This window comes from Citrobacter sp. Cpo109, from assembly GCF_030332565.1.
GTDB lineage: Bacteria > Pseudomonadota > Gammaproteobacteria > Enterobacterales > Enterobacteriaceae > Citrobacter > Citrobacter portucalensis.
On sequence record NZ_JAOWHQ010000071.1, the window covers coordinates 367,972 to 379,711 of the forward strand.

The following is an 11,740-nucleotide window of genomic DNA, read 5'->3' on the forward strand; positions in this document are numbered from 1 at the left end:
CCGCGCTCCCGTAGGCCGGGTAAGGCGAAGCCGCCCCCGGCAAATACGCTTATGCCACCCGCATTTTCACCACGGCTTTGCGTACCAGCGCTGGAGCACCGACCGCGCACAGCGGTTTATGCACTTCGCCCGGATAAAACACCACGAAATCACCTTCGTTCAGCACCACCGTTTTCTCCTGTACCCCTTCCGGCAGGAAGGCGATATCTTTATCCGCCAGCCAGTCAGTTTCCGGCGCGCCCGCAGGCTGCGTGCTGAAGGTCATGCCTTCCTGACCTTTGAGCAGGATCTGAATATCCAGATAGCGCGCGTGATACTCGGCGCGGCGCTGTGCAAACGGCTCCGTCATATCTTCAGCAATCAGATAAAACAGACGATCGCCGTCGATGTCGTGCTTACCTTTTTCCGTCTCATCCGTCACATGCGCTTTAATGTGTTCAATCGCCTGACGCAGCTCTTCCGGCAGCCAGGCATCCAGGTTGTGAATATTGCCGACAATCATCTCAAACCCCTTAATTAAAACATCGTTTCACTTTAGTTGTTATACGAAAAAATGGTCTGCCATACTACTGCTATTTGCCGATATTTTGCGTCAACGCATGTTTATCTCATTGTTACTGTTTGGCATTCAGGGTGAATGAATATTCATGAGAATCGTTTGCGATGAATAATTTGTGCATTTTTCGCTTGATCCCATAACGGAGCTGAGTATAATCGCGGACAATTTGCCGGGAGGATGTATGGTTCAGTGTGTACGACATTTTGTCTTACCGCGTCTGAAAAAGGACGCTGGCCTGCCGTTTTTCTTTCCGTTGATCACCCATTCCGAGCCCCTCAATTGAGGGGCTTTTTTTTTGCCCAGGCGTCAGGAGATAAACATGGCTAATCCGCTCTATCAAAAACACATCATTTCCATAAACGACCTCAGCCGCGATGACCTCAATCTGGTCCTCGCAACGGCGGCGAAATTAAAAGCTAACCCACAGCCGGAGCTGTTAAAGCATAAGGTTATCGCCAGCTGCTTCTTTGAAGCCTCAACCCGCACCCGTTTATCCTTTGAAACCTCCATGCACCGCCTGGGCGCCAGCGTGGTGGGTTTCTCTGACAGCAGCAACACCTCTCTGGGCAAAAAAGGTGAAACACTGGCCGATACCATTTCCGTCATCAGCACCTATGTCGACGCCATCGTAATGCGCCATCCGCAGGAAGGCGCCGCGCGTCTGGCTACGGAGTTCTCCGGTAACGTTCCGGTACTGAACGCAGGCGACGGCTCCAACCAACATCCCACCCAAACGCTGCTGGATCTGTTCACCATTCAGGAAACTCAGGGTCGCCTGGACAATCTTCACATCGCCATGGTGGGTGACCTGAAATATGGCCGCACCGTCCATTCCCTGACCCAGGCGCTGGCGAAGTTTGAAGGTAACCGTTTCTACTTCATCGCCCCGGACGCGTTGGCCATGCCGCAATATATTCTGGATATGTTGAATGAAAAAGGTATCGCCTGGAGCCTGCACGGCACTATTGAAGAGGTGATGGCGGAGGTCGATATCCTCTACATGACCCGCGTACAAAAAGAGCGTCTGGACCCGTCCGAATACGCCAACGTGAAAGCGCAGTTTGTTCTGCGCGCCAGCGATCTGAACGGCGCCAGAGCAAACATGAAGGTACTGCATCCGCTGCCGCGTATCGATGAGATCACCACCGACGTCGACAAGACGCCGCACGCCTGGTATTTCCAGCAGGCTGGCAACGGCATCTTCGCCCGCCAGGCGTTACTGGCACTGGTACTGAATAGCGAACTGGCACTGTAAGGGAGAAAAAGAGATGACACACGATAACAAACTGCAGGTTGAAGCCATCAAACGTGGCACCGTGATTGACCATATTCCCGCACAGGTTGGTTTTAAGCTGCTGACGCTGTTCAAACTGACGGAAACCGACCAACGTATCACCATCGGTCTGAACCTGCCGTCAGGCGAGATGGGCCGTAAGGACCTGATTAAAATTGAAAACACGTTCCTGACCGATGAGCAGGTAAACCAGCTCTCCCTGTACGCCCCGCAGGCAACGGTAAACCGCATTGACGATTACGACGTGGTGGGTAAATCACGTCCGAGCCTGCCTGAGCGTATCGACAACGTACTGGTTTGCCCGAACAGCAACTGTATCAGCCATGCTGAACCAGTATCTTCCAGTTTTGCAGTGAAAAAGCGCGCTGATGACATCGCACTCAAATGCAAATACTGTGAAAAAGAGTTTTCGCATTATGTGGTGCTGGCCAACTAATTGGGGTTGGTTATGAGATCCCGGCTCCCTATAATGAGCGGGAACATTCTACTACCGCTGTAATTCAGGAGAAATCATGAGCAAGACTATCGCGACGGAAAATGCACCAGCAGCAATCGGCCCATACGTTCAGGGCGTTGACCTGGGTAGCATGGTAATCACTTCCGGTCAGATCCCGGTCGATCCGAAAACCGGTGCCGTAGCGGAAGACGTGTCCGCTCAGGCACGTCAGTCGCTGGAAAACGTAAAAGCTATCGTTGAAGCAGCAGGCCTGAAAGTGGGCGACATCGTAAAAACGACCGTTTTCGTTAAAGACCTGAACGATTTCGCAACTGTAAACGCGACCTACGAAGCATTCTTCACCGAACACAACGCGACCTTCCCTGCGCGTTCTTGCGTAGAAGTTGCCCGTCTGCCGAAAGACGTGAAAATCGAGATTGAAGCGATCGCTGTTCGTCGCTAAGTCTTCTTGTGCCGGATGATGGCTTTGCCTCGTCCGGCCAATGCACGGGTCCTTTACAGGCCCGGTAAGCGCAAGCGCCACCGGGCATTTATCACATCACACCAAACAGTTTCGGCAGGAACAGTGAAATCGCCGGAATGTACGTCACGAGCATCAGCACCAGGAATAGCACGAGGTAAAACGGCAGCATCGCCTTCACCACCTGCTCTATTTTCTGTTTACTCACCGCACTGGCCACAAACAGCACCGACCCTACCGGCGGCGTAATCAGGCCGATCCCTAAGTTCACCAGCATGATCATGCCAAAATGAACCGGATCAATGCCGAGCGCGTTGGTCACCGGCAGCAGAACCGGCGTCAGAATGAGGATCAGCGGTGCCATATCCATCAGCGTACCGATCAGCAGCAGCATGATGTTAATACACATCAGGATGACGTATTTGTTGTCCGAGATGCTGGTGAAGGCTTCAGTGATACGCATCGGCAACTGCATATAGGTCATGACGGCACCGAACGCAGCGGCAAAGCCTATCAGGATCATGACGATAGTGACCGTTTTCACCGTGCGGAACATCAGCTTCGGCAGCTCAGACCATTTATAGTCACGATAGATAAACATGGTGACAAAGAAGGCCCACAGGCAGGCAATTGCCGCAGACTCCGTTGCGGTAAAGATACCTGACAGGATACCGCCCATGATGATCACAACGGTCATCAGGCCCCACAGCGTATCGACGAAAATCTTCAGCGCCTGGCGAAACGGTACACGTTCTCCTTTTGGATAACCGCGCTTGTGCGCGAACGCCACACACATCACCATCAGGCTGAGGCTTAACAGCAGCCCCGGCAGGATCCCGGCGATGAACAGCGCGGCAATCGACACCGTGCCACCGGTTGCCAGCGAGTAGATAACCGAGTTATGGCTGGGCGGCGTAAGAATCGCCTGCACCGAACCGCTGGCCGTTACCGCTGCGGCAAAGTCACGCGGATAACCTTTTTTATCCATCTCCGGGATCATTACCGAACCGATGGACGCGGTATCCGCCACGGACGATCCGGAAATAGCGCCAAAAAAGGTTGATGCCACAATATTTACCAGCGACAGTCCGCCGCGGATAAAACCAACAAAAATATAGGCAAAGTTCACCAGTCGCCGCGCAATTCCCCCTTCGGCCATAATAGCCCCGGCCAGAATAAAGAATGGGATCGCCAGCAGCGAAAACTTATTCACCCCACTGGTCAGTTGGATCATTACCGCTTCCAGCGGAATATCTATGTACCAGGCCCCAATGATGGCGCTAATGCCAACTGCGTACGCTACCGGTACCCCAATCGCCAGCATAATGCCGAGCGTAAAGACGAGAATAAATGCATCCATCTGCTTTCCTTTCTGAAATGGGGGCGGTAACTAGCTGGTCGATCCCAGCATAACAACGGGACGTTGGTACTGCGGTCCACGGAAAATCTTTTCTGCGATAAACAGCAGCGTTATGGCAGAGCCAATTGGCAACGGAAGATAGTTTTGCCCGGCGCTTAAAAGCGGGAATTCCGCCACGGGCTGGTCCCACAGTTCAAGACAGAGATTGGTTCCGTACCAGAGGATAAACAGGCTTATCGCCACCAACATAACGTCTGCGATTACCGAGCAATAACGGCGGGAAGCATCCCCCAGACGGTCAGTCACCATGCTCACCGCGATATGCGAGCCTGCACGATAGCTCACCGCCGCGCCAATAAAGGTGAATGTCACCATACAGAGAATAGCGACGGGTTCAGGCCATGACAGGGCGTTATTCAGAACATAACGCGCGAATATGCCAATGGGGATAATGGCGACCATGACCAATAATGCGATACCGGCAATCCACATTGACACCCGATAAAGAAAATCCATTACCGATGAATAGCATTCACCCATAATTATCACCTCGAATTAATCAAAAGATTCAGGCGGAGGGTTGATATCCTCCACCTGATGAATTACTTCACATCCTGAATACGTTTGATCAAATCCTGGTGGTCTTTACCGTAATTATCCCGCACTGACTGCGTGGCTTTATAGAAATAGTCCGTATCAATATCGTGGAACTGAACGCCGTTGGCTTTCATGGTCTCCAGTGATTTCGCATTATAATCCTGCCAAAGTTTTCGTTGCTCTATCTGTGCTTCCTTGGCGAGTTTAATAATGAGATCCTGATCTTCTTTTTTCAACTTATCCCATTTAGCTTTCGAAAACAGAAAAAGCTCAGGAATAATAAAGTGTTTACTCCAGGTATAGTTTTTCACGACCGGCAAATAGTTATGCGCAACAAACGTTGGCGGGTTATTTTCCGTGCCATCAATAACGCCGGTCTGCATGCCGCTAAATACTTCACTGACGCCCATGACAACGGAGTTAGCGCCCATCGCTTTCAGGGTATCCAGCGCTATCGGACTTCCTTGAACGCGGATTTTCATACCGTGTAAATCTTCCGGTTTCACCACCGGATTTTTGGTGATCAGGTTACGCGTGCCGGCATCCATCCAACCGAGAAACACCAGCCGCGATTTGGTATTGGCCGTCAGACGGTCGCCAATTTCCTGACCGATCATGCCATCGAGAACCTTATGCAGATGGTCCTCATCGCGGAAAATATATGGCAGGGTAAACACGTTAATTTCAGGGAGAATGGCGGCAACAGGCGTCATTGAGACACGAATAATATCGATAGCGCCTAATTGCGCCTGTTCAATCATCTGTTTTTCGTCGCCTAACACGCCACCTGGAAAGGTTTTAATCTCCAGACGGCCGTCGGTCGCAGCGCTAAGTTTTTCCCCCATATGTTTGACAGCAACAACGTTAGGGTAATCAGCCGGATGCACATCTGCGGCGCGAAAAGTTTGTGCCAGCGTTGCATGACTCGCCAGGAATACAGACGCGCCAATACACAGACTTAACAGGTTTTTTGTCAGTTTCATTTGTCCTTCTCCAGAAGTTCATAATATCCATTAACAGGAATAGCTTGCAGAGCAAATGACTGCCGGAATTAAAAACGGGCAGCGAGAAACTTTCTTAACAACGTTACCTGCGCAGACTAACTGGTGTAACAATTTATTTCGATGACTGTGTTCACAAAAAATCGCAGATGCTTAAAATTTTTAGCACACTGTTTCATTTTTGCAATGAAGATCGTTTTATTGATACAAAAACAACGCAAAGAAGGCGATTTGATACTAATAACACCCGTTAGCATTTCAATAAAAATAAAACACTAATATTTTGGGATAATATCTTTCGAATGAAAAAGAGAAATGCAGGATGGTATTAACACCATCCTGCAGAGACGTTGAGGATTACTGCCAGCCGTAGCGACGGCTATAAAAACCTTTCACAAGCTGGGTTAATGTCATGTAACCCGCCAGAATCGCAATCAGCCATGGGAAGTAGCTCAGCGGCAGCGCCTGCAATTGCAGGTAGCTGGCCAGCGGCGAGAACGGTAATGCAATGCCCACCACCATTACCACCAGCGTCATCAGCATCAGCGGCCATGCGGCGCGGCTCTGGATGAACGGCACGCGACGGGTACGGATCATATGCACAATCAACGTTTGCGACAGCAGGCCCACCACGAACCAGCCAGACTGGAACAACGTCTGATGTTCAGGCGTATTGGCATGGAAGACGAACCACATCAGGCAAAAGGTCAGAATATCGAAGATCGAGCTGATCGGTCCAAAGAAGATCATAAAGCGGCCCAATTCGCTGGGATTCCAGCGCTGCGGCTTTTTGATCTGCTCTTCGTCGACGTTATCAAACGGAATCGCTACCTGGGATACATCGTACAGCAGGTTCTGAATCAGTAAGTGCAGCGGTAACATCGGCAGGAACGGTAAGAAGGCGCTCGCCACCAGCACGCTAAACACGTTACCGAAGTTAGAACTGGCCGTCATTTTGATGTACTTCAGCATGTTAGAGAAGGTACGGCGTCCTTCGATCACCCCTTCTTCCAGCACCATCAGGCTCTTTTCCAGCAGAATGATATCCGCCGCTTCACGTGCAATATCTACCGCGCCGTCAACGGAGATACCAATGTCCGCCGCGCGCAGCGCCGGGGCATCGTTTATACCATCGCCCATAAAGCCGACCACATGGCCTTCGCGCTTGAGCAGCGTGACAATGCGCTCTTTGTGCATTGGCGTCAGACGGGCAAACAGCGTGGTGCGCTGAGCAAGCCGAGCCAGCTCATCATCGCTTAACCCTTCAATGCTGCTACCGATAACCACATCACCCGCATCCAGGCCCACTTCATGACACACTTTCGCCGCCACCAATTCGCTATCGCCAGTGAGGATTTTCACCGTAATACCGCTGGCTTTCAGCGCTTTAAGCGCAGGTGCGGTGGTCTCTTTCGGCGGATCGAGGAACGCAATATAGCCTTCGAGGATCAGATCTGATTCATCAATACGCTGATAATCACCTTCACGCGCTGGCAGGTATTTCGTCGCCACCGCCACCACGCGCAGCCCCTGGCGGTTCAGCGTGTCCGTGACGCGTTTCACCCGACGCAGCATGTTGTCATCTAACGGGACTATCTCACCGTTGTGACGCACCTGGGTACAGACGTTGAGGATCTCCTGTAGCGCCCCTTTACAGACCAGCTGGTGCACATCGTTTTCTTCTGCCACCACTACCGACATGCGGCGACGTTCAAAATCAAACGGGATCTCATCGATTTTCTGCCAGCGAGTCGAGAGCTGGCGGGCTGATTCTTCGTCCACGCCTTCCAGCACCGCCGTATCCAGCAGATTCTTCAGCCCGGTCTGATAATGGCTGTTCAGCCACGCAGAATGCAGGACATGTTCGCTGGGCTTTCCAGAGATATCCGTATGATTCTCAAGTACAATTTTATCCTGAGTCAGGGTGCCGGTTTTATCGGTGCACAGGATATCCATCGCGCCAAAGTTCTGGATAGCGTCGAGGTGTTTAACGATAACCTTTTGTTTTGACAGCTTCACCGCCCCACGCGCCAGCGTTGAGGTGACGATCATCGGCAGCATTTCCGGTGTCAGTCCCACCGCCACAGACAGGGCAAACAGCGCCGCTTCCCACCAGTCGCCTTTAGTGTAGCCGTTGATGATAAGCACGATGGGCGCCATCACCAGCATAAAGCGGATCAGCAGCATGCTGACGCGGCTGATCCCTTTCTGGAAGGCATTCTGCTCGCTTTCCTGCTCGCTGACGCGGCCTGCCAGTTGCCCGAACCAGGTATTGGCGCCGGTTGAAATCACAATGGCCTGCGCCGTGCCGCTCACTACGTTGGTGCCCATAAAGCACAGGGTATCGCATTCCAGCGGGTTGCTTTGCTGCGGATCGCGACTGGTTGCCACTTTCTCCACCGGCAGCGATTCACCGGTCAGCGAAGCCTGGGCCACGAACAGGTCACGAGCCTGCACCACGCGCAAATCGGCTGGGATCATATCCCCTGCCGCCAGCTTGATGACATCGCCGGGAACCAACTGGTCGATCGGCAGTTCAACCCAGCCGTTCTCCCCTTTCTCGTTGATAACGCGCAGCACCGTGGCGGTGTTGCTGACCATCGCTTTCAGCGCATCAGCCGCTTTGGTGGAACGCGCCTCTTGCACAAAATTCAGCAGCGTAGAGATGACGACCATCAGGGCGATGACCCCAGCGGCAAACAGATCTTCGGTGGCATAGGAAATCGCCCCGAGAATGGTCAGCAGTATATTAAACGGGTTGCGATAGCAGACCCACAGATGCACCCACCAGGGCGACGGCTTCTGCGCCGGCAACTGGTTCTCGCCATGTATTTCACGGGCGTTTTCGACTTCTGTGGCGTTTAAGCCTTCCGGATGAGCGCCGAACGTTTTCCACAGCGCTTCTTCGTCCATCAGCGCCATTTTCAGGCAATGTTCGCTCAGCGATGGCGGGATCGGCGTGCTGGCAACGGTCTGAGCATTCGGCAATGGATCACGATGCACCAGACGATGCGGTAAATGGCGGTTTAGCCGGGCAAACAGCTGGCGGGTTATATTTTTGAACATAGGCAGTCCCTCTGCACCAGTATAAACAGGCGCAGTAAATCCTTCAGGCGTGGCAAAGCCTTGCCTGGTGGCAATATTAAAATCACAACAGGGACGTCAGAACGTCACTGTCTTACAGTTCCGGTAAGACAGTGAAAGACAAGCTTACCGGAAAGGGTTGTTTCTCCATCTCGGGAGAGGGGTGGGATCGGGATCCATATAGCCTCCGGTAAGTGAATGATTTGCGCTGCGGATTATACGCAGAAAACCATAAGGTTTGTGGCAATTATGGCGGTATGATAAACCATGGAAACTAAACCAAACATATACCAGACTTTGCCCATTGCACTGTGCTTGAGTAAAGTTATTCTCTATTTGGCATAACTTCACACGCAACATGGGAAAACAGGATGCAAAATCGGCTGACCATTAAAGACATCGCCCGCTTAAGCGGTGTGGGAAAATCAACCGTTTCCCGTGTGCTCAACAATGAAAGCGGCGTGAGTGAACGCACCCGCGAACGCGTTGAGGCGGTGATGAATCAGCACGGTTTTTCCCCTTCCCGCTCCGCACGCGCCATGCGCGGACAAAGCGACAAGGTGGTGGCGATTATCGTCACGCGTCTGGACTCGCTTTCGGAAAATCTCGCCGTGCAGACCATGTTGCCCGCCTTTTATGAACAGGGCTACGATCCGATCATGATGGAAAGCCAGTTCTCGCCCGAGCTGGTTGAAGAACATCTCGGCATGCTCAGACGCCGTAACATTGATGGCGTGGTGCTGTTCGGTTTTACCGGCATTACTGAAACCATGCTCGCCTCCTGGCAGGATTCTCTGGTGCTGCTGGCAAGAGATGCAAAAGGCTTTGCCTCCGTCTGCTATGACGATGAGGGTGCCATTCGTACCCTGATGCAGCGTTTATACGAACGCGAGCATCGCCATATTAGCTTTCTTGGTGTTCCGCATAGCGATGTGACCACTGGTAAACGCCGCCATGAGGCCTACCTGGCATTCTGTAAAAAACATAAACTGCATCCTGTGGCAGCGCTACCTGGTCTGGCCATGAAGCAGGGCTATGAACAGGCCGCCAACGTCATCACCCCGGAAACCACCGCCTTAGTCTGTGCGACGGATACCCTTGCCCTTGGCGTCAGCAAATACTTGCAGGAGCAGCGAATAGAGAACCTGCAGTTGGCAAGCGTGGGCAGCACGCCGCTGATGAAATTCCTCCATCCGGAAATTATCACCGTCGATCCAGGATACGCCGAAGCCGGGCGACAAGCGGCCTCGCAGCTGATCGAACAGATCAACGGCCGTAGCGAACCACGACAAATCGTTATTCCTTCCACCCTCTCCTGATCGCTTTCTGAGCATTAATTTGTGATCTTCGCTGCGTTTCGGGAACGTTCCCATTTTTAAAAATTCATCGAAGATATACTCTGGCGTCAACAACGAGAGAGTTGCCGAATGACGACGCAACAGCGTCTTTTCCGGTCTACGGGGAACACACACCATCATGAGCAAAATAAAACAAGCAGACATCGACCGGCTGATTGAGCTGGTTGGCGGGCGCGACAATATCGCTACGGTGAGCCACTGCATTACTCGCCTGCGTTTTGTGCTGAATCAGCCTGCGAACGCCAGGCCGAAAGAGATCGAATTGTTGCCAATGGTCAAAGGCTGCTTCACCAACGCCGGGCAATTTCAGGTGGTAATTGGCACCGAGGTGGGCGATTACTACAAAGCGCTGTTGGCGACCACCGGACAAGCCAGTGCCGACAAAGAGCAGGCAAAGAAAGCGGCGCGGCAGAACATGAAGTGGCACGAGCAGCTGATTTCTCACTTCGCGGAGATCTTCTTCCCGCTGCTGCCAGCGCTGATTAGCGGCGGCCTGATCTTAGGTTTCCGTAACGTGATCGGCGATCTGCCCATGAGTAACGGGCAGACGCTGGCGCAGATGCATCCTTCGCTGAAAACCCTCTATGACTTCCTGTGGCTGATTGGCGAAGCGATCTTCTTCTATTTGCCGGTCGGGATTTGTTGGTCGGCGGTGAAGAAAATGGGCGGTACGCCGATCCTCGGTATTGTGCTGGGCGTGACCCTGGTTTCTCCGCAACTGATGAACGCCTATTTGCTCGGTCAGCAGGTGCCGGACGTGTGGAACTTCGGCCTGTTCAGCATTGAGAAAGTGGGCTACCAGGCGCAGGTCATTCCGGCACTGTTGGCCGGGCTGGCGCTCGGGTTTATTGAAACACGCATGAAGCGCATCGTCCCGGATTACCTGTATCTGGTGATCGTCCCGGTGTGCTCGCTGATCCTTGCGGTATTCCTTGCGCACGCCTTTATCGGTCCATTTGGCCGCATGATTGGCGACGGTGTCGCGTTTGCGGTCCGTCATCTGCTGACCGGCAGCTTTGCCCCGATCGGCGCGGCGCTGTTCGGTTTCCTGTACGCCCCGCTGGTGATCACCGGTGTGCATCAGACCACGCTGGCTATCGATATGCAGATGATTCAGAGCATGGGCGGCACGCCGGTATGGCCACTGATCGCCCTGTCGAATATCGCTCAGGCCTCTGCGGTGGTCGGGATCATTATCTCCAGTCGCAAACACAACGAACGTGAAATCTCCGTTCCTGCCGCGATCTCCGCTTATCTCGGGGTAACCGAACCAGCGATGTATGGGATCAACCTGAAATACCGCTTCCCGATGCTGTGCGCGATGATCGGTTCCGGTCTCGCCGGACTGCTGTGCGGCCTGAACGGTGTGCTGGCGAACGGGATTGGCGTCGGCGGTTTGCCGGGCATCCTCTCCATCCAGCCGACTTACTGGCAGGTCTTTGGCATGGCGATGGTCATTGCGATTGTCATCCCAATGGTACTGACCTCATTCGTTTACCAGCGTAAACACCGTCTGGGCACATTACAGATTGTCTAACTTTTCTTCGGGGCGCAGTTGCGCCCCAGCGTA

The 11,740-nt window shown here is 52.8% G+C and carries 12 protein-coding genes; 6 read left to right on the forward strand and 6 right to left on the reverse strand.

Going from position 1 to position 11,740, the window contains the following annotated elements:
* Window positions 1-49 precede the first annotated feature (49 nt).
* The gene (locus OGY71_RS22390) at window positions 50-502 is read right to left on the reverse strand and encodes a YhcH/YjgK/YiaL family protein (RefSeq protein ID WP_048215052.1); all 453 of its coding nucleotides are present in this window, start codon (window positions 500-502) and stop codon (window positions 50-52) included.
* 238 nt (window positions 503-740) lie between these two features.
* On the opposite strand from OGY71_RS22390, the gene pyrL reads away from it, so the two are divergent.
* The 4 genes from pyrL (at window position 741) to ridA (ending at window position 2,752) form a co-directional block, all read left to right on the forward strand.
* Complete coding sequence (pyrL, locus tag OGY71_RS22395; protein WP_003025819.1) at window positions 741-842, forward strand: pyr operon leader peptide; 102 nt, start codon at window positions 741-743, stop codon at window positions 840-842.
* 36 nt (window positions 843-878) lie between these two features.
* A complete protein-coding gene (gene pyrB, locus OGY71_RS22400) occupies window positions 879-1,814 on the forward strand; it encodes an aspartate carbamoyltransferase (RefSeq protein WP_003025818.1) in 936 nt (311 codons plus the stop codon).
* A gap of 13 nt (window positions 1,815-1,827) precedes the next feature.
* The gene (pyrI, locus tag OGY71_RS22405; protein ID WP_003025816.1) at window positions 1,828-2,289 is read left to right on the forward strand and encodes an aspartate carbamoyltransferase regulatory subunit; all 462 of its coding nucleotides are present in this window, start codon (window positions 1,828-1,830) and stop codon (window positions 2,287-2,289) included.
* 76 nt (window positions 2,290-2,365) lie between these two features.
* On the forward strand, window positions 2,366-2,752 hold the full coding sequence (gene ridA, locus OGY71_RS22410) for a 2-iminobutanoate/2-iminopropanoate deaminase (RefSeq protein WP_000047544.1): 387 nt from the start codon (window positions 2,366-2,368) through the stop codon (window positions 2,750-2,752).
* A gap of 91 nt (window positions 2,753-2,843) precedes the next feature.
* Here ridA and OGY71_RS22415 read toward each other — a convergent pair whose 3' ends face one another.
* From OGY71_RS22415 to mgtL, 5 genes are all read right to left on the reverse strand, one after another.
* Window positions 2,844-4,130 carry a TRAP transporter large permease gene (locus tag OGY71_RS22415; protein WP_003830349.1) on the reverse strand — a complete coding sequence of 429 codons (1,287 nt, stop codon included), beginning with the start codon at window positions 4,128-4,130 and terminating at the stop codon, window positions 2,844-2,846.
* A 30-nt stretch (window positions 4,131-4,160) separates the two neighbouring features.
* Complete coding sequence (locus tag OGY71_RS22420) at window positions 4,161-4,670, reverse strand: TRAP transporter small permease (protein ID WP_043018240.1); 510 nt, start codon at window positions 4,668-4,670, stop codon at window positions 4,161-4,163.
* Window positions 4,671-4,732: 62 nt separating this feature from the next.
* Window positions 4,733-5,710, reverse strand: a complete 978-nt coding sequence (locus tag OGY71_RS22425) for a TRAP transporter substrate-binding protein (RefSeq protein WP_048215053.1) — start codon at window positions 5,708-5,710, stop codon at window positions 4,733-4,735.
* A gap of 375 nt (window positions 5,711-6,085) precedes the next feature.
* Window positions 6,086-8,794: a magnesium-translocating P-type ATPase gene (mgtA, locus tag OGY71_RS22430; protein WP_003830356.1), complete on the reverse strand. Its 2,709-nt coding sequence runs from the start codon at window positions 8,792-8,794 to the stop codon at window positions 6,086-6,088.
* Between the two features lie 144 nt (window positions 8,795-8,938).
* Window positions 8,939-9,172: a mgtA regulatory leader peptide MgtL gene (mgtL, locus tag OGY71_RS23205; RefSeq protein WP_122973918.1), complete on the reverse strand. Its 234-nt coding sequence runs from the start codon at window positions 9,170-9,172 to the stop codon at window positions 8,939-8,941.
* Window positions 9,173-9,183: 11 nt separating this feature from the next.
* Here mgtL and treR point away from each other — a divergent pair, with 11 nt between their 5' ends.
* Both treR and treB read left to right on the forward strand, forming a co-directional pair.
* A complete protein-coding gene (treR, locus tag OGY71_RS22435; protein WP_003830358.1) occupies window positions 9,184-10,131 on the forward strand; it encodes a trehalose operon repressor TreR in 948 nt (315 codons plus the stop codon).
* Window positions 10,132-10,288: 157 nt separating this feature from the next.
* A complete protein-coding gene (gene treB, locus OGY71_RS22440; RefSeq protein WP_048215055.1) occupies window positions 10,289-11,707 on the forward strand; it encodes a PTS trehalose transporter subunit IIBC in 1,419 nt (472 codons plus the stop codon).
* Window positions 11,708-11,740 lie beyond the last annotated feature (33 nt).

Coding starts and splice junctions, on each gene's coding strand:
- treB (WP_048215055.1), top strand. CDS start 10,289: ATGAGCAAAATAAAACAAGCAGACATCGACCGGCTGATTGAGCTGGTT.
- OGY71_RS22390 (WP_048215052.1), bottom strand. CDS start 502: ATGATTGTCGGCAATATTCACAACCTGGATGCCTGGCTGCCGGAAGAG.
- treR (WP_003830358.1), top strand. CDS start 9,184: ATGCAAAATCGGCTGACCATTAAAGACATCGCCCGCTTAAGCGGTGTG.
- OGY71_RS22415 (WP_003830349.1), bottom strand. CDS start 4,130: ATGGATGCATTTATTCTCGTCTTTACGCTCGGCATTATGCTGGCGATT.
- OGY71_RS22425 (WP_048215053.1), bottom strand. CDS start 5,710: ATGAAACTGACAAAAAACCTGTTAAGTCTGTGTATTGGCGCGTCTGTA.
- pyrI (WP_003025816.1), top strand. CDS start 1,828: ATGACACACGATAACAAACTGCAGGTTGAAGCCATCAAACGTGGCACC.
- OGY71_RS22420 (WP_043018240.1), bottom strand. CDS start 4,670: ATGGGTGAATGCTATTCATCGGTAATGGATTTTCTTTATCGGGTGTCA.
- mgtA (WP_003830356.1), bottom strand. CDS start 8,794: ATGTTCAAAAATATAACCCGCCAGCTGTTTGCCCGGCTAAACCGCCAT.
- pyrL (WP_003025819.1), top strand. CDS start 741: ATGGTTCAGTGTGTACGACATTTTGTCTTACCGCGTCTGAAAAAGGAC.
- pyrB (WP_003025818.1), top strand. CDS start 879: ATGGCTAATCCGCTCTATCAAAAACACATCATTTCCATAAACGACCTC.
- mgtL (WP_122973918.1), bottom strand. CDS start 9,172: ATGTTGCGTGTGAAGTTATGCCAAATAGAGAATAACTTTACTCAAGCA.
- ridA (WP_000047544.1), top strand. CDS start 2,366: ATGAGCAAGACTATCGCGACGGAAAATGCACCAGCAGCAATCGGCCCA.